Raw genomic sequence first — 17,244 nt, 5'->3', positions numbered from 1 at the left:
TGTTTAGCCAAGGTTCATCCCCTCCTTTTTCATTGCCTCTAAGATATCTTCCTTACTTTTAGGAGCTAGTTTTCTATATTCATTTGAATCAAGTGAGCGATCAAACTGACAAACAGACTTAAATGGACAGAAAGTACAAGGTAGACGATCCTTTAATTTAAATGGAGCAATGTCGACAACACCACTAATAATTTCGTTCCCCGTGTCCTCGTATTTCTTCCGTACAAATTGCCTTAGGTTTTCAAATTCTTCTCGACTAGCTACTTTAGACGTCTTCGTCAAGCTTCCGTCCTTTTTAAACCCTGCCGCAACGATTTGGGAACTTATACCACTATCAATTGACTTGTCCATTAGCTGAATCACGTTTTGATCTGCCAGTAGTAATCCATTCATCTTAAATTGCTTCATGATTTCTTCTTCAATTTCATCAAGCGTTAAAATTTTCGTTGTATTAATCATTGGATTATGAACGTGGAAATAAAGAACACCTGCAGGGTCGGCTTGCTTGCCTACGAGTTGTTTCGAATGACTGATGATAATATCAAGGTATGTCAACATTTGCAACGCAAGTCCATAATAAACTTCCGTTAAATTAAGATCCTTTTCACTAGACTTGTAATCTAACACTCTTAAATATAAACCCTTTTCATCCTCTGCTTTATCTACACGGTCTATTCGACCCATCAATTCCATTTTTGTCCCGTTCTTCAACGTGAATCCTAATGGAGGTAGCGTTCCTTTCCGACCAAAACCAAGTTCCAAACCGACTGGAGAAAATCCACTGGCTTTTGCATGCTCACTCATAATCATCGAAGCGCGGCTAATTATATTCTGCAATTTTTGTTTGATATATTGATGACGATTGGAGCTAAGAAGTATTTCATTTTGAAGTTTCGGTGCTAACATTTCCACTGCATCTTTGGCTAAGTGTTGGACTTGATCTCTAGTAAGTTTTGCCCAAGAAATATTCTCTTCCATAATCGTTTCAGCGATATGCTTTAATGCTGCATGAAATAAATCCCCAATATCTGGAGCTTCTAATCGGAAGATTTGTCGGTCACGAAGTTTAAGCCCATGTTGTGCATAATGGGAAAAAGCACAACTATTAAACAATTCCATTCTCGACACACTAGCTTCAATTTCTTCTCCGTATAATTCCTTTGTCGTCTCTGTGGAGAGCTGTTTTGTTTTATTTTCGTAAAACAAACTGGACAAGACTTTATTCGTAATCTCTCGCCAGCGGGGATTTTCCATATAGTAGTCGTAAACGTCCCACCAAAAATCGTAAATCGGATAATTTCTTTTTTTCAATTGAAGCTGAGCTGCTAAATAGCTAAGAGCTGTATTTTCTCCCGATGTGTACTCTAATTGCTCAAGTTCGGATAGCTCTGATGGGTCATTTGCGAAAACATGTTTCTGATGATTAGGGAATAAATCCGTTAATCGCTTTATATAAGTAGAAGCAATCAACGCCTTTCCTTCTTCATTTGCAATTGGATAGCAGACATAAAGAGCGTCTGACGGTGTGGTAAATGCCTTATAAGCAAAGAAGGCTTCATCAAGTAGGCGCTTTTTACTCGACGGCGCTAACTTTAGCCCTTCCCGTGACAAAATTTCTCGATCATCATCTCCAAAAATGCCCTCATCCAACATCTTCGCTGGTAAAACACCTTCATTTACACCGACAACAAAGGCAACTTTAATATCAGCAAGTCGGGACTTTTCTAGGTTGGCCACAACGACTTGATCCATTGCAGGTGGAATTAACGAGAATTTCATTGACTCAAATCCAGCTTCGAGAATAGACAGAAACTGGCGCGTATTGACTTCTTCTTCACCCATAATTTCAACAAACTGATCAAGCAAATCCACCACTGAATTCCAGGCTTGATCATGTTCTCGTGCCGCTACAAGTTTCCCGCTTGCTTCAGCTTGAATACGCCATTCTTCCAATTTCGAAGGAATATTGAGTTCCTCAAGAAATAAGTAAATGGCCTCACATAATTTCCGACCATTATCTGCGCGCTTTAGCCTGCGAGCAAGACGTTGAAGCGGAGCAGTCACCATCGCTCTTAAATCGTTCAGTAACTGTTCGGTTTCTTTTTCCGCATCTGTTTGGGTATTCGTTGAAAACTCTAGCCCTCTAATCCTCCGGTAAATCCATCGGTCTTTCCTTGTCCATTTATCTCCCTTAATCCCGTAAGCCAGGACGTAGTTTTCAAGAATATCCATGTGTTCCCTTGATTTCTCCACATTACTTCCTAATGGAAATAACAAATCTGTCTTGATTGCTCTGAAAATCGGTTCATAGCGCCAGTTTCCCAGTACCGTTTCTATACTCGAGCGAATGAGTTCAATCAGTGGATGATTTAACATTGTGTTTTTTTGATCAATAAAAGACGGTATCGAATAATCGGTAAACACAGTTTCAAGGAGATCCCGATAATCACTTTCATTCCGTATCAACACTGTAATATCTCGGTACCTATATCCCTTTTCTCTTGCAAGCTTACGAATTTCCCGTGCGACCCCTTCGACCTCTGCTCTACGGTTAGCAGCCTCGACGATATGCACATGTGTTTCACCGTCAAACTTTCGCGTTGGTCGAGAATCAAAATGGGTTTCTAAATGTTTTAAAGAATCATTGTTCCAACGATATTGATTAGAAAGAACAACATCCTCTTCGCGCTCGATCCCATTTAGCTGCATAATTTCATAGAGGCTTTGACAAGTTTCTCCAGTCAACCGAAATAAGTCTAAGTCACTTGGTCGATATTGATGAAAAGGTTTATCGAGCGGAAGAGTAATCGTTACTCGCTTCGATGATTTCATTAGTTGTTCAATAATTAACAATTCAAGCGGAGTATATGAATAAAAACCATCAATATAAATCTCAGCGTTTTTTAAGTATTCAGAGACTGGGATCTTCTCAGCAAGCAGTCGAAAGTAATCCTCTGAGTCAAGGTATTTTCCAATTAACTCATCTTCAAACTGACGGTAAATAAGCTCAAGGTCATGTAACTTTTCCTTAAGCGCTTTTTCCTCTGTTTCAGTCTTTTGTTTAGCTAAGTCTTCAGGTTGAACAGCATACCGTTTAAATTCAATTAGCATTTGTTCTAGTTGCTGAACAAATCCATTTTTATCCGCTGTCCGCTGAAAAATGCTTAACAGGTCTTTTTTCTCCTCGATGATTTTGCGGATCATCATACTCGTTCCGACATTTGTAAGATGATAACGCGTAAACCCTCCTGTTTCTTGGAGAACTCGCCATGCTAGTCTTGGAAAACTGTACACTTGGGCCCTAATCATCCCTCCGAGTCCCGAAGTGGTTGCAAGCTTGTATTCTGATAAAAACGACATTTGCTCAGGAACTAAATAAATAATTGGAGGACCTGCTGGATCTACCCTCAGCCTATCCCTAATTTCCTCTAAGCAAAGCTCTGTTTTTCCACTGCCAGACCGGCCAAGTATCATTCGAACAGACATCGATGTTCCTCCCATCCCTACCTAAAATCTCTATACTTGATGATAACATAACACCCTACGATTTTTTGACCATAATTATTTCCAAAACAACCTACAACGGCTAAGGAAAATGCATACATTATCTTGGGTGATTCTATGAACACATTCACACGGAAGAAGTATGCTTTTACTCTGTTAACGCTTATTTCTATTTTAGTTGCAAGCAATATTTATACACTTATTCCCATTTATGAAGCCGTAGCTATAGACCTTGATATCTCTAGTGTAGATGTGGTTATTGCCGGAAGCTTATTCACTCTCTTTTATGCAGGAGGACTACTCTCGTTTGGACCGATTTCGAATTATGTAGGTCGTAAGAAAATCCTAGTCTACGGCTTACTTATATCATCAGTCACCACTTTTGCTGTTGGCTTTGCTACCGGCGCTATCACCTTATGGTTGACTCGGTCTATACAAGGATTCACGCTAGCCTCCTTCGCTTCGGTTGTCTTCGCTTATTCATTTGAGATGTTTCCGACAAAACCACGTACTTTATTAGTCGTGCTGATTAATACTGGGTTTTTAATTGCGGGGATTTTCGGTCAATTAATAAGTTCCCTACTGTCCTACCAATTCTCTTGGAACAGTGTGTTTTTCTTCTTTGCATTTTGTTACCTTTTACTTTTTGTCCTCGCCTTCATTATTCTGGCTGATTCTCCTATAAATCGAATGAAAAAAGAGCCAGTCTTAGCTGTCTATTTTTCTCTAATAAAGGACTCGCTGTTAGCTAAGTGCTACGTAATCACTTTTTCCCTACTATTTTCCGTCATCGCCTTTTATGATGCACTTAATCGCTATTTTCCTGGTGCGAACGAGGACCTTTTCATGATTCGAACTGCAGGCTTGATTGGGGCTACACTTTCTATTTTCACAGGAAAATTCATCGAGAAATTAGGTGAATTGAAAACGTTAGAAGCGGGTTTCATCATTGGTATTTTAAGTTTCATTGCCATGCTATTCTATCATCGTACAGCGGAATTAATCGTATTTTCGATTCTTTTCATCTCATCCATTTCACTTGTAATCCCTACTGTTATAACATTAATTGGTTCATTTGTAGAAAAAAAGCGCTCCCAGGCCCTTTCACTTTATTCATTTATTTTATTAATAGGTGCAAGCCTAGGACCCTCGCTAGCCTCTTTTGCATCTTTTCATCAGATCCTAATCGTTTTGAGCATGTTGTTTTTACTGAATCTTTGGCTGTGTCAACTGATTAAAAACCTAAAAATTGGAAGTTGACTATTCTGGAAAAAGAAAAAGTGGGAAGCCCCTTTCTAGGTTGCTTCCCACCCTCATTCATTAAAAAGATACATCCATTTCGTCCAAGGGCCAATAACGTAAATTCACCTTTCCTACTATCTGCTCCACAGCGATGAGGCCAAAGTGGCGACTATCCCAACTTCCCCTCCGGTTATCACCTAAGACAAATATATACCCCTCAGGTATGGTCACCTTCCCAGTAACTTCCTCAAGTGTAAAATCTCCTGTTAAGACTCCTCCAAAAAGTTTTGAGCGGTACTTTTCTAAAAAAGGTTCATCGATTTGCTCTCCATTAATATAAAGCTGATCATCACGATAATTAATTGTATCTCCTGGGAGTCCGATAATACGTTTTACATAATCCTCTTGTTCATTTGCATGGAAAACGATAACATCAAATCTCTGTAAATCATTTGCCTCAAAGCCAATTTTGTTAACCACTACCTTGTTTCCATCCTCAAGGGTTGGCAGCATAGATTCTCCTTCTACAACATAGTTAGAAAAAAAGAAAGTCCGAATAGCTACAAATACAATGATTCCTAAGGATAAAGCCTTAAACCATTCAACCCCTTCATTTCTCCATTCTTCTTTCATAAACGATCTCCCACCTCTTCCACCAGAGTTTTTCCGTTCAGGAGACTGATCAATGATGTGATTATTTTCCATTATGGTCTTTATTTGGAGTCATATTCATTCTTACTTCAATTATTTTTCCAACATACCAAAGAACGAAAATAATCACGAGAACAATCGCTGTTCGAATTGGCTGAGTTAATAATGACCGGATATCGTGTCCAACGAAACTGATGGTGAATATCATTACCATTTTCCCAGCCATGACAGCAAGCATATATTGCGGCAGACTAATTTTCGATAAACCCGCGACAATATTGACAATGGCAGAAGGGGTAAATGGGAAACAAAGTAATAAAAACAATGGACCAAAACCATGTCGTTCGATCCAATTCATCCCTTTTCGAACTTGTTTGTGCTTTTGCAAAAGCCGAAGAATCCGCTTTTGGCCATACTTTCGAAACAAAAGGAAAACGAGCATCGCTCCTGCGCAAGCTCCAATCCAAGAAAAGAGAAAACCAAACCATAGACCAAAGGCGTTAGCATTAGCCATAACGAACAATACTAGTGGCAAAAAAGGAAAGAAAGCCTCAATCATTGGAAGGAGAATACCCGGAATCGGTCCCAACGCACGATATTCACCAATTAAATCCATTATATTCTCTAATGCGAACCATTCCTTAATTGACTCAAAATCCATTGAAATCTCCTTTTCCCTGATGAACTCAAACTAATTTACAATCATTCTATCTATATTTTACACCTTTCCAAATTAATTGAAAAAGATTCAAACTCATTTCGCTAAAAATTCATTCAATTCTTGTTTGTTTGCCTCTAAATCGATTGCGAGCACAGCGCCTGCCCCGCTTACTCTTTGATTGTAAAACGTATTTTCAACTGGAACTCTCATAGTTTGAACATCCCGTCCATCTGATGAAAGAAAACCTCGGGCCATGTAAAGAACGTCTCCTGTATCCATGTTCGTATTGATATATGGCGTAATTACTCCGACCATTTTTGGTAATTTAGGAAGAGTTTGGACACTAGCAAGTTGACCCCCTATCTCACGAATAACCTTTTGCTGCCTTTCTACCCGACCGAAATCACCGACAGCATCTTGTCTAAACCGAACATATCCTAAAAGATGTTCGCCATCTAGCCTTTGAATCCCAGGCTCAAGCGTTACCCCTATATCCTTTGACATACTCTTTTCTACATCGATTTCGACCCCATTTGGAAAGGCTGTATCAATTAATCGGACAAACCCTTCAAAATCAAGAATAGCGTAATACTTTAAGTCAACTTCAAAATTTTCTTTAATTGTTTGTCTCAGTAACTCAGGACCTCCATATGCAAAAGCAGCATTGATCTTGTTCATTCCATATCCAGGAATATTTACATAGGTATCCCTCATAATGGATGCAAGCTTATAGGATCCTGTATCAGGATTATAGCTGGCAATCATAATTGTATCTGCTCTTGACACCGCTTCTCCTCTTGAATCGCTCCCAAGAAGCAAGATATTTGTATACCCATTTTTATCGCGCTCGCCATTAAAACTGTACTCTTCTTTAGTATCACCGGCTTCTTGTTGAGAGCCCTTTAATCCTTGTCGATATTGAATGACACTATAAAAAGCTACTGCACCAATAAGGAGGAACAGTATAATGAAAGCAGTTGAAAATCGTCGCTTCTTTGATTTCTTTCCTATATGTCGATCTGAACGCATCTCATTCCTCCTAGCTTATTAAGTAACGTTGTAGGTTTCGCTTCTTTGTTATCCTTGCTTAGGAATGTAAAACTAAATTACCTTGTCCCTTTATATTACTTATTCTTATCCTACATCTATTCCATGATTCTTCCTTTTTATGATTATAAATGCATCTAAAAGCCTCCTATAACAAAATTTATAGAATAAGTTTACAAAAACACTTGAATCCGGCCTAGTCCATCATGTAACATAAATTAGGAACAAACGTTCTCTTATTGTAGGAGGATTTAGAAACATGACTAGAATAAGCAAACAGGACCGAGATATTCTTGAACAAGCGATATATCTCCCAATGGTCTTAACGATTCTCGATCGGGACATTCAAATTATTGAAAACAGTTCACTAAAGTTAAAAAAACCATATCTCGAGTTAATTGAGGAAACAATGAGGGCTATTCAATTGAAGTTGGCTAATGTAAAACGTTATATGAAGCAAAACAGCCTTAAAGTAGAAAAGCTGAAACAAGATGAAGCCTTCACTATGTACCTTTTTCTTTATAAAGGCTATGAGGAACAACACAATTATTTTAATCCGCGGATACGGAATAAAGTGCAAGAACTAATGACCGATTATCTCTTAAATCGCGGTATGTCATCTTAAAGTCTTGAATTAAAAAGGAAGACCCTGCTTATCTGCACAGGGTCATCACTTCCTAATCATCATAACGATATCGTTCGCCAACCATAAAAGCCATTCTCTCTTGAGTTAAGCGCCGACCATAGATGATATACTCTGCTCTACGCTCATTTTCCTTTATTTTTTGAAGTACCTTTGCCCTTAATTCTGCTGTTCTTAATAATTGCTTTTCAAAAGAAATATATGAAATGGGGAGCACATAGGTTTCTTTATTTCGAAAAGTTACCCTCGTGCTGTGAGCATCATTCCGTTTGTGGTCAAGTACATGCTCGTGAGAAACCCAGATACAGTTCGGTTTAGATGGTGACTTAGTAGGTAGCAGAAAGACCGAGTTTGAAGGATCCACCGCGATAGGGGCTTTATGAGTTACTCTAGTCAGCCTACGCGTAACCTTTTTACTGGCGTTATAATCGGAGAGGTTGTATTCACATCCCCTTTTGACTACTTCAGTCGGTTTTAACGGTGAAAAATAGACTCTTTCATACTCAACAATCTTTGAATACATTTTGTTCTCGACTTCAAACGGAAGAATCAACATTGTAAAAGGATTTATTTCATACTCATCTACTAAATCTTTCTGGTCAATAATCATGCAGTTCATCTCCTTATCTGGGCAGTTTACCCAAATTAAATCATAGCATTGATTTTCGCAAAGAAAATAGCTGGAATATAAAGTTCTAAATTTATACATAATTACCACAATAAAATTTTCCAAAAATTAAAATAATTTGTTGATTATCTTCCTTGACTTCCATATAATATAAAAAAGGTCAAAGAGGTGAAATCAGTGAAGGAGAAGTCTTATTCTGAACTCATGAAGGCCAGTGTATTAAAAAGAATTAAAGAAAAAGAATCGTTTGTACAGGACTTATATGTTGAAATGCTCATTTCTGAAATTCAGCTCAAGAACCAAAAAGAAAAACTCCTAACGAAAATTGACAAAGCTATTGATGATCGAAACCGCCCCTTATTCTTATCACTAACAGAAGAGCTAAAGGCACTTGATAAACAATTTGGCACCTAATCATGTTAAATCTCCAAATAGCGAACCTTAAGGCAAAGACAGAGCCGTCAATCATTTGAAACCTTTCCCTATTAACAAAGCCCCTGTTTGGCCACTATACAAGTCGCTAAACACTGAGTTTGGACCTTACTAACTTGGCTATAAGATATTCACATTATTTACTTTCCTCAACAACAAAGAATCCCCGGCTATTACCGGGGATTCTTTGTACGCGAACTAATTTTCTTCCGTGGCTTGCTTTTCCCACTCTTGATTTCTTTTTTGAATTTCGTACTCTTCCATTCTAGAAATACGTTCGAGCATGGTTGGATGCCCATAGCGGAAAACTTTCACAAGTAAAGGCGGATTCACCTGACTTAACCCAGCCTTTGTTAATTCTTGGAAAGAGGTGATTGCCGCTTGAGGGTGATCAGTCATCTCAATCGCATAGTTGTCCGCTCTCGTCTCTTGGTACCTAGAGACAGCATTAGAGAAGGGACTCGAAGCAAAAGCTAACATGGATATAATCATTAGAAACAACGGAAATGACCGAATGCTTCCAACCCTGTCAATTTTGAACTCTTTTCCCCAACGGGCAACGGCCCAATTCATTAGTCGGTAAGTGAGATACAAGCCAAGTAGTGACAAAAGTAAGTATCCGGCAATTCCAATATACAAATGCTTTTCAACGTAATGAGCCATTTCATGAGCCATTATAAATAAAATCTGATCATCATTTAAACGGTTCAACGTTGTATCCCAGAGCACAATCCTTGAATTGGAACCAATTCCTGTTACATAAGCATTTAAGGCATTTGTTTTTTCTGCCATATTTACTTCAAACACATGCTCAGCAGGGATGTTTGCTTCGTTAGCAAGATTTAAAATCTTAGCTTCCAATTCTTTGTTTTTCAACGGGTAAAAGTCATTGTACAACGGATCAATGACAACTGGTTGTAAAAACATCATAAATAGGGTAAACGGTACGGATAACATCCAAGCAAACAACCACCAAAATCGTTTACTTTTATTCATCAACCAATAAAGAACCAGTACAATAATAAACATCATGCCAAAGTTCAACCAAAAATCAATCAATTCATCTTTCATCCAGGAAGCAAAACCCTGCGTAGAAATATTATACGTTTTGGATAAATGATAGCTGAGATAGCCAATTGGCAACGTTGCAACATAAGCAAATAACGTAAGCCAAAATACATAAATCCCCACTCGTCCTAGTTTGTTTTTCATTGTGTCCACTGCCCACTTGTCGAATGCCTTCGATAACCCTAAAAGCAGGATTAAAAAATAGATAAGCCATTCCAATGGGGTTGATAAGAAAAACAAAAGGTTACGGATTTGGGAATATTCTTCGCTAAGCATAAGCTCCCTACTATTTAAAAACGTAGCAGGATCCGCACTGGACCCTTGAAATTCAAAAGGCAAGCTTGCATCGGCTAGGTAAAACAGGTACCAATAGATAATGAAACCATATAAAACATAGGCAAGTACTGCAAAAAAACCCATTTTCCTTGCCATATTAAATCCCCTCCTTTTCGTACAACCTCTCATAACTATTTTAGTCTTAATACGCTAAAATAGAACAAACTTGACGAGCTTTTCTTCAACATAAGATTGTAGAAATTTGAAGTAGAATGTACTCAAAGAACACCTGATGCTTTGGTTTTCAATAAATTAAATAGCAGTAAGTTCAGGTTATTGATCCGACATCGCGACGTGAACTTTTTCAAAGCGTTATGGGTATTTAGGGTTCCGCTATGAAACCGGTAGTGCACTACAGAATTCGGTACGGGTACGTAAAGCGTCTCTAGCTTATCAGCAACTCATTTCTGTGCTCGCTCGGGCACGTAGAAACCCTCTACTTTACCTTTTACTCTCTTCTGAACCCGCAACGGGCACATAGAACCTCTCTACCTTACCGTTTACTCTCTTCCGAACTCACAACGGGCACATAGAACCTCTCTACCTTACCGTTTACCCACTTCTGAACCCGCAACGGGCACATAGAACCTCTCTACCTTACCGTTTACTCTCTTCCGAACTCACAACGGGCACGTAGAACCTCTCTACCTTACCGTTTACCCACTTCTGAACCCACAACGGGCACATAGAACCTCTCTACCTTACCAGTTACTCTCTTCCGAACTCACAACGGGCACATAGAAACCCTCTACCTTACCGGTTACTCTCTTCTGAGAACACAACGGGCACATAGAAACCCTCTACCTTACCGGTTACTCTCTTCTGAGAACACAACGGGCACAGAAATCCTCTACCTTACCGGCAGCTCATTTCTGTGACCCATCACGGCACATAAAGCTACAAAAATTCCCCGTCACTCTCTCTAAAAAGAAAAACACTTAGAACCGTGTTCTAAGTGTTTTTGAAGCTATTATTTACTTGCTGTCTTTTGATTATGAATAAATTGTTTATCGATTAAATTCTTAAAATCAGGTTGTTCTTTTAGGAATTTCAAAGCATAGGAGGAATCAGCAAATGCCTGAACAGTTTCTTCGTCTACTTCATAGGTAAACCCGATTCGATCCCAAGCTAAATCAACGACTTCTTTATCAAGTTCTTGGCCGGTTGTTTCTTTTACATCGTTAATTGTAATTGCTTTTGCTTCTTCTGGATTATCATTAATAAACTGAATCGCCTTTTTATGAGCATCAATAATCTTTTGGACCTTTTCTGGATCTTCCTCAGCTACTTTCCCAGAAGTAACCATAACAGATGCAGGTAGTGTCTCCCCGAAGCTTACTTCATTCCAGCCAATTACCACTTCAGCATCCGTTTCTTTCTCAATTACAGCCGCCCATGGTTCAGGAGCTACAGCAATATCTACTTTTCCTGACTCAAGCATCGCAGCATATTGCGCTGGATTTCCAGTTAAGTGCTTCATCGTACCACCAATACGCTCTGAAGTAACTCCAGCTTCTTCAAGATACGTTTCATACTGGACATCATGTGTACAGCCAATTCCAGGTGTAATAAAGATTTTTCCTTCAAAGTCTTCTGGGGAATCAATCTCTAAATCACTTCTCGCTAGAATTACTGTTCCGCCTGTAGAAGCCCCAGCGATGATTTTCACATCTGCACCGGTAGTATAATTATTCATCGCTGGCCCAGGACCAACTAAACCGGCATCCACATCACCCGTTTTGAGCGCTGTCATAAACGATCCACCTTCGGCAAAGGTTTTATATTCAACAATTGTTCCGTCCCCAAGCTCTTGCTCAAAAAACCCTTGGTCTTTTGCAACCATCGCAGGAACATGGTTGATATTTGGAAAATAACCGATAACTATTTTTTCTTTCTCACCATTTGCTTTGTCACTCGAACCACAAGCAGCTAACAATCCTGCAAACAACAGAATGACTAAAAAGCTCAGAAGTGATTTCTTCATTCCTCTTCTCTCCCTCTTCTTTAATAATTAAGACTCTAAACCCCATCGTTCTAGAACATTCTTCTCGACGCGTTGGAAAATTAATTGATCGACAATATAACCAATCACACCAATAATAATCATGACACCAATAACCAGACTCATATTACCGAAATCGGAAGCATAACGCAGAGTGTACCCAAGCCCTGGACCGGTGCTTAGCAATTCACCCGCCATCAAGGCCCGCCAAGCAAACGCCCACGCTAACCTTGCTCCCGTTACAACATGTGGAATCGACGCTGGGAAGGCAACCCGAACAAATAAATCAAGCCCTGTTGCCCCCATTGTTTGGGCTGCTTTTACAAAGAGAGGATTGACGTTTTTCATCCCTGCTCTCATATTAAGCGTCATCACAAAAGTACCTCCGAGTACGACCACAAAAATAACAGATGTTTCGTTCATTCCAAACCACATAATGGCTAGTGGTAGCCAAATGATACTTGGAACACTTTGCAAAGCCAGAATGACTGTGCCAAGCGTTTCATCGGCACTCTTCGATTTCGCCAACAAAACGCCTAATGCCGAACCAATAATAAGCGATAACGCTAATCCAATTGCAAGTCGTTTAAAACTTGCTACCAAATCGTATATTAATGTTTTATCTTCAAACCCAGTTATTAAGGCGTCCAATACCATGCTCGGCGACGGCAAAATCGTAGGGAGCCATAGCTCTAACCTCGATCCTATTTCCCAAAATGCAATAATGACAGAAAAAAAGATGATGCGTTTAATTGTTGGATGCATTGGCTAGTTCCTCGCTTACAACTTTATCAATTTCTTTTTTTAGATAGCCCATGATATGCTCTTCGATTTCAAGCATTTCCTTTTTGTACTGTTCTCTAGGACGCGGTAGATCTACTCGGATATCCTGAAGAATTGTTCCTGGCTTCGTTCCCATCACAATGATCCGATCAGATAGCTTAATGGATTCTGAGATACTATGGGTAACAAAGAGAATCGTCTTCTTCGTTTCCGTCCAAATCGTTTCTAGCTGGCCGTGTAGACGAGAACGAGTCTGCTCATCAAGTGCACCAAAGGGTTCATCCATTAATAGCGTGTCTGGGTTCATTGCCAAGGCCCTTGCAATCGCGACGCGCTGTTGCATACCACCTGAAAGTTCATGTGGATAATGATGGAGATAATTACTTAATTGAACCATTTGTAAGTATTTCTTTGCTTGTTCATTGGCGTCTTTTTTGGACATCTCCTTCTTTAAAGGGAAAGTGACATTCTCCAAAACATTTAGCCAAGGGAATAAAGCCGCTTGCTGAAAAACCATTCCGCGGTCTTTTCCAGGCTTTCTAACTTGCGTTTCATTGACAATCACTTCCCCACTGTTCGCCTTCGTTAACCCTGCAACAATGGAAAGTAAGGTTGATTTTCCACATCCTGAAGGCCCCAAAATTGAGACAAATTCCCCTTTTTGTACCTCAAGATTAATATCTTTTAGAACAGTGATTGGTTTATTTTCTTTATCTATAAATTGTTTTTGGATATTCTTAATTTCTATAAACATATTAAATTCACCTTATCCTTATAAAACATATTAGTTTACTCGGAAATATATTCTCAATTATACTGTATTCCGCTAGCTTGTCAATATTACTTATATAATTATAGAAAGAATGAAGAAAAGTATTGCTTAAAGATTATGGTTTTAAAAAGCAAAAAAGCCTTAAACAAAGAAAACTCGCCGAATTGGCGAGCCTTTAGACATCAGAACTCTTTCTAGTAAACAGGCTTCCAAAGAAGCCTGTTACTAGAAAAACAGCGAGTATGCACTTAATACAGCAATCGATCCCATGACGACTACAATCACATTTGCACCTAAAAAAGCCGCAATAAACGCAGCACCTGCCCCAATAACTCCATACCAAATATCCTCTTGTATGTAGAAAACAGCCGGAAAAATCAATGCGCCCAGGGTTGCATACGGCACATTTTTTAAAACACCTTGTAAAAAAGCGGGTAATTCTTTTCCCCTGAACATAATAAAAGGTAGCATTCTAGGGATAAATGTAACGATGCCCATGCCAATAATCATCATAACAATTTCCTTACTCAACATTGGACACCTGCCCTTTTTTCTTGATTCCCTCAACCCACTCAACTAAGACCGCAGAAAGAAGCGTTGCAACTACAATTGCCCAACCTGATGACAGGAAGTTTGTCATGGTGAAGATGATGTTAAAACAAGCCGCTAGCGCAGCAAGGAACACCACTTTGACACTTTTTTTCATTGAAGGGACCAATAATCCAATAAACATCGCATACAATGCAATGGACATACTCTGCTGTAGAGTTTGAGGTAACCCGGCACCGATTGCAAAGCCTACCCCAGAGCCTATAACCCAACTTAAATAAGCGGTCAAATTCAATCCAAACATAAAACCAGTCGTCAGTTTTCCTGGTTGGATAGCAGCAACTGAAAACGTTTCATCCGTTATCCCAAAAGAATATATAACTCGGTTTATTGTCCGGTCCGGTTCCACCTTTTCATTTAAGGATGCAGACATAAGAAAATGCCGAATGTTCACGATAAAGGTGGTTAAAACAATTTCAAACGCTCCTGTCCCTAACGCTAGCAGACTCAAGGACATATATTGAGATGCACCTGCAAAAACAATCATGCTCATCATTACGGTTTCGCCTAAACTCAAACCAGTAGTTTTCGCAATCAACCCAAATGTGAGTGCAATTGGAACATAACCAATTGCAATGCTAATCCCCGCCTGGCACCCTTTTTTAAATCGAGTCCCTTGGTCGATGGTCATAACATTTTCCACTTTCCCCCCACCTTTCCTATGAAATCACTATCTATTATACAAAGATTTTCCAAGTTATATATATTAAAATTCTGCTAATTTCATTTTGCTATCTATCCATCCAATTTCAAACTATAAAATTATCGAGCCATGAACGAAGCCAAAACGGCTAATCTGTTTGGAAGGAGATCCCGCTCCCCCTAAGTATCATAAAAAGCAAACAAGCAGGCGTGAATTCATAATGAATTCACGCCTTAACTTGTTTTATCAATATGTTAAATCAACATCGCTCGATCGCTGTTCATTTTTTCACCACGAATACTTTGGAACTCTTCAAGCAGTTTATCCACTGTCAATGCCTGTTTCGCTTTCGGGTCCGCTTCAAAGATAATTTGGCCTTGATCCATCATAATGAGACGATTTCCAAGTTCTAGTGCTTGTTGCATATTATGCGTAACCATCAAAGTTGTTAGTCCGTATCGTTGGACAATCTCCTTTGTCAACTCAGTAACCAGTTCAGCTCTTGAAGGATCAAGTGCTGCGGTGTGTTCATCAAGAAGAAGGATTTTAGGCTCAGTGAAAGTAGCCATTAACAACGATAACGCTTGTCTCTCCCCTCCAGATAAGAGCCCCACTTTCGCCTGTAGGCGATTTTCAAGTCCCAAATGAAGCGTTTCAAGCTTTTCTTTAAAGAAATCTCGTCGCTTCCGGTTTACGCCTAAACTGAATCCCCGCCGTTTCATCCGCGAATAAGCAATGGCCAGATTCTCTTCAATCGTCATCTCTGGAGCAGTTCCAGCCATTGGGTCCTGGAATACCCGGCCGACATAGGCAGATCGCTTATGCTCCGCCATATCGGTAACATTTTTCCCATCAATATTAACAGTCCCTAAATCGGGATTAAGCTTCCCTGAAATTACACTCATAACCGTTGACTTTCCGGCTCCATTACTCCCAATGACTGTCACAAAGTCACCTTTTTCAAGATTGAGGTTAATCTGGTTTATAGCTACCTTTTCATCAGGAGTCCCTTCGTTAAAGACTTTATAAATCTGTTTTAGCTGCAGCAAGGTTTTGCCCCCTTCCCTCAGCACTCGCTTTACTCATTGCCTTTAACCGTTTACGTTTACGCTGCTTTTCTCTTTGACGGTCAATGACTTTTGGCAAGACTAATGCACAAATAACAATAAGTGCGGTAATTAATTTCATATCGCCTGTTTCCAAAAACTCAACTCTCAGAGCCATTGTTACAATAATTCGGTATAGAATTGCTCCGCCAATAACAGCTGCTGTTGCACGAATGATATTTTTCGCTCCAAATACAGCCTCTCCAATAATAACGGATGCCAGGCCAATGACAATCATCCCAATTCCCATACCAACATCACTAAAGCCATTATATTGAGCAACCAAGGCCCCAGAGAAAGCCACCAGTGCATTTGATAATCCTAAACCAAAAATTTTATAAAAATCGGTATCAACGGAAAAGCTTCGGACCATCGTTTCATTGTTGCCTGTCGCTCGTAAGGCTAAGCCAAGTTCTGTTTTTAAGAACCAATCTAACAAAAACTTAACAGCGAAAGCTAAGAGAACCATAAAAATTAAAACAGCCCAAGTTTTGGGGATAAAACCAATGCCAATTGTCGAAATCACACTCTGGATGGCATCATCCATTCCAATGCCTTTCCAAAAATCAGATAGCTTTGTGATGACCGTTTCTTCCGAAAGAAGCGATACATTCGATTTCCCCATGATTCGTAGATTTATGGAATACAAGGCAATCATCATTAATATACCCGATAACAAGGCATTAATCTTCCCTTTTGTATGAAGTAGCCCTGTAAAACAACCCGCAATGAAACCCGTAGCTATCGCTACAAGAGTAGCAAAGAATGGGTCCTGCCCATTTACAATCATAACGGCGGCAACAGCCCCCCCAGTTACAAAGCTACCATCAACCGTTAAGTCAGGAAAATCTAATATTCTAAAAGACAAGTAAACCCCTAATGCCATTAGGGCGTATAATGCACCTGCCTCCAATGATCCAAAAATAGCAGTAGGCATAGTCCACTTCCTTTCTTTAAGGCTCTTTTCTCAAACCTTGCTGCTTTTAAAAGTAAAATGAAAAGAAATAGCTATTTCATTGGAAAGTGATTTTAGATTAGGAGAAAAGAGCCAGCACACTTAGTTTGAACGCACAAAAAGGCTTATTCTGCGTTAAAATTAGCTTTAGGATTTTAACAA

The 17,244-nt window shown here is 39.4% G+C and carries 16 protein-coding genes; 3 read left to right on the top strand and 13 right to left on the bottom strand.

The window, feature by feature from the left end; translation table 11 throughout:
- Window positions 1-3: 3 nt before the first annotated feature.
- Window positions 4-3,486: a helicase-exonuclease AddAB subunit AddB gene (addB, locus tag M3182_RS10180; protein WP_251557968.1), complete on the bottom strand. Its 3,483-nt coding sequence runs from the start codon at window positions 3,484-3,486 to the stop codon at window positions 4-6.
- A gap of 135 nt (window positions 3,487-3,621) precedes the next feature.
- On the opposite strand from addB, the gene M3182_RS10175 reads away from it, so the two are divergent.
- Window positions 3,622-4,764, top strand: coding sequence for an MFS transporter (locus tag M3182_RS10175; RefSeq protein ID WP_251425089.1), 1,143 nt, complete (start codon window positions 3,622-3,624; stop codon window positions 4,762-4,764).
- A gap of 60 nt (window positions 4,765-4,824) precedes the next feature.
- Here the strand turns inward: M3182_RS10175 and lepB are convergent, their stop codons facing one another.
- From lepB to M3182_RS10160, 3 genes are all read right to left on the bottom strand, one after another.
- Window positions 4,825-5,379: a signal peptidase I gene (gene lepB, locus M3182_RS10170; protein WP_251425086.1), complete on the bottom strand. Its 555-nt coding sequence runs from the start codon at window positions 5,377-5,379 to the stop codon at window positions 4,825-4,827.
- Between the two features lie 61 nt (window positions 5,380-5,440).
- Complete coding sequence (locus M3182_RS10165; RefSeq protein ID WP_251425084.1) at window positions 5,441-6,058, bottom strand: TVP38/TMEM64 family protein; 618 nt, start codon at window positions 6,056-6,058, stop codon at window positions 5,441-5,443.
- A gap of 93 nt (window positions 6,059-6,151) precedes the next feature.
- Window positions 6,152-7,087: an LCP family protein gene (locus tag M3182_RS10160; RefSeq protein ID WP_251425081.1), complete on the bottom strand. Its 936-nt coding sequence runs from the start codon at window positions 7,085-7,087 to the stop codon at window positions 6,152-6,154.
- A gap of 277 nt (window positions 7,088-7,364) precedes the next feature.
- Between M3182_RS10160 and M3182_RS10155 the strand changes: the two genes are divergently transcribed.
- Window positions 7,365-7,730: a YhjD family protein gene (locus M3182_RS10155; protein ID WP_251557966.1), complete on the top strand. Its 366-nt coding sequence runs from the start codon at window positions 7,365-7,367 to the stop codon at window positions 7,728-7,730.
- Between the two features lie 52 nt (window positions 7,731-7,782).
- On the opposite strand, the gene M3182_RS10150 is transcribed toward M3182_RS10155, so the two are convergent.
- Window positions 7,783-8,358 carry a competence protein ComK gene (locus tag M3182_RS10150; RefSeq protein WP_251425076.1) on the bottom strand — a complete coding sequence of 192 codons (576 nt, stop codon included), beginning with the start codon at window positions 8,356-8,358 and terminating at the stop codon, window positions 7,783-7,785.
- 195 nt (window positions 8,359-8,553) lie between these two features.
- Between M3182_RS10150 and M3182_RS10145 the strand changes: the two genes are divergently transcribed.
- Window positions 8,554-8,790 carry an IDEAL domain-containing protein gene (locus M3182_RS10145; protein ID WP_251425074.1) on the top strand — a complete coding sequence of 79 codons (237 nt, stop codon included), beginning with the start codon at window positions 8,554-8,556 and terminating at the stop codon, window positions 8,788-8,790.
- A 216-nt stretch (window positions 8,791-9,006) separates the two neighbouring features.
- Here M3182_RS10145 and M3182_RS10140 read toward each other — a convergent pair whose 3' ends face one another.
- The 8 genes from M3182_RS10140 to M3182_RS10105 all read right to left on the bottom strand — a co-directional run bounded on the left by M3182_RS10140 (window position 9,007) and on the right by M3182_RS10105 (window position 17,064).
- Window positions 9,007-10,308: a M48 family metallopeptidase gene (locus tag M3182_RS10140; RefSeq protein WP_251425071.1), complete on the bottom strand. Its 1,302-nt coding sequence runs from the start codon at window positions 10,306-10,308 to the stop codon at window positions 9,007-9,009.
- Window positions 10,309-11,182: 874 nt separating this feature from the next.
- Window positions 11,183-12,196, bottom strand: coding sequence for an ABC transporter substrate-binding protein (locus M3182_RS10135; protein ID WP_251425067.1), 1,014 nt, complete (start codon window positions 12,194-12,196; stop codon window positions 11,183-11,185).
- A 27-nt stretch (window positions 12,197-12,223) separates the two neighbouring features.
- A complete protein-coding gene (locus M3182_RS10130) occupies window positions 12,224-12,979 on the bottom strand; it encodes an ABC transporter permease (RefSeq protein ID WP_251425064.1) in 756 nt (251 codons plus the stop codon).
- Window positions 12,963-13,751, bottom strand: a complete 789-nt coding sequence (locus tag M3182_RS10125; protein ID WP_251557964.1) for an ABC transporter ATP-binding protein — start codon at window positions 13,749-13,751, stop codon at window positions 12,963-12,965. The genes M3182_RS10130 and M3182_RS10125 overlap by 17 nt, the downstream gene beginning before the upstream one ends.
- 243 nt (window positions 13,752-13,994) lie before the next feature.
- Window positions 13,995-14,303 carry an AzlD domain-containing protein gene (locus M3182_RS10120; protein ID WP_432806698.1) on the bottom strand — a complete coding sequence of 103 codons (309 nt, stop codon included), beginning with the start codon at window positions 14,301-14,303 and terminating at the stop codon, window positions 13,995-13,997.
- Window positions 14,293-15,009, bottom strand: coding sequence for an AzlC family ABC transporter permease (locus M3182_RS10115; RefSeq protein WP_251558115.1), 717 nt, complete (start codon window positions 15,007-15,009; stop codon window positions 14,293-14,295). The genes M3182_RS10120 and M3182_RS10115 overlap by 11 nt, the downstream gene beginning before the upstream one ends.
- 266 nt (window positions 15,010-15,275) lie before the next feature.
- Window positions 15,276-16,070: an ABC transporter ATP-binding protein gene (locus tag M3182_RS10110; RefSeq protein WP_251425056.1), complete on the bottom strand. Its 795-nt coding sequence runs from the start codon at window positions 16,068-16,070 to the stop codon at window positions 15,276-15,278.
- Window positions 16,045-17,064: an ABC transporter permease gene (locus M3182_RS10105; protein WP_251425053.1), complete on the bottom strand. Its 1,020-nt coding sequence runs from the start codon at window positions 17,062-17,064 to the stop codon at window positions 16,045-16,047. Before M3182_RS10105 ends, M3182_RS10110 begins: the two co-directional genes overlap by 26 nt.
- Window positions 17,065-17,244 lie beyond the last annotated feature (180 nt).

This window comes from Mesobacillus maritimus (assembly GCF_023715205.1).
Classification (GTDB): Bacteria; Bacillota; Bacilli; order Bacillales; family Cytobacillaceae; genus Mesobacillus_B; species Mesobacillus_B maritimus_C.
The sequence above is the reverse complement of the archived record's forward strand: the minus strand, read 5'-3'. Positions and strand labels throughout refer to the sequence as shown.

What these genes read in the sequence shown, in the direction of transcription:
- addB (WP_251557968.1), bottom strand. Translation starts at nt 3,486, where the DNA reads ATGTCTGTTCGAATGATACTTGGCCGGTCTGGCAGTGGAAAAACAGAG.
- M3182_RS10175 (WP_251425089.1), top strand. Translation starts at nt 3,622, where the DNA reads ATGAACACATTCACACGGAAGAAGTATGCTTTTACTCTGTTAACGCTT.
- lepB (WP_251425086.1), bottom strand. Translation starts at nt 5,379, where the DNA reads ATGAAAGAAGAATGGAGAAATGAAGGGGTTGAATGGTTTAAGGCTTTA.
- M3182_RS10165 (WP_251425084.1), bottom strand. Translation starts at nt 6,058, where the DNA reads ATGGATTTTGAGTCAATTAAGGAATGGTTCGCATTAGAGAATATAATG.
- M3182_RS10160 (WP_251425081.1), bottom strand. Translation starts at nt 7,087, where the DNA reads ATGCGTTCAGATCGACATATAGGAAAGAAATCAAAGAAGCGACGATTT.
- M3182_RS10155 (WP_251557966.1), top strand. Translation starts at nt 7,365, where the DNA reads ATGACTAGAATAAGCAAACAGGACCGAGATATTCTTGAACAAGCGATA.
- M3182_RS10150 (WP_251425076.1), bottom strand. Translation starts at nt 8,358, where the DNA reads ATGATTATTGACCAGAAAGATTTAGTAGATGAGTATGAAATAAATCCT.
- M3182_RS10140 (WP_251425071.1), bottom strand. Translation starts at nt 10,308, where the DNA reads ATGGCAAGGAAAATGGGTTTTTTTGCAGTACTTGCCTATGTTTTATAT.
- M3182_RS10135 (WP_251425067.1), bottom strand. Translation starts at nt 12,196, where the DNA reads ATGAAGAAATCACTTCTGAGCTTTTTAGTCATTCTGTTGTTTGCAGGA.
- M3182_RS10130 (WP_251425064.1), bottom strand. Translation starts at nt 12,979, where the DNA reads ATGCATCCAACAATTAAACGCATCATCTTTTTTTCTGTCATTATTGCA.
- M3182_RS10125 (WP_251557964.1), bottom strand. Translation starts at nt 13,751, where the DNA reads ATGTTTATAGAAATTAAGAATATCCAAAAACAATTTATAGATAAAGAA.
- M3182_RS10120 (WP_432806698.1), bottom strand. Translation starts at nt 14,303, where the DNA reads ATGTTGAGTAAGGAAATTGTTATGATGATTATTGGCATGGGCATCGTT.
- M3182_RS10115 (WP_251558115.1), bottom strand. Translation starts at nt 15,009, where the DNA reads ATGACCATCGACCAAGGGACTCGATTTAAAAAAGGGTGCCAGGCGGGG.
- M3182_RS10105 (WP_251425053.1), bottom strand. Translation starts at nt 17,064, where the DNA reads ATGCCTACTGCTATTTTTGGATCATTGGAGGCAGGTGCATTATACGCC.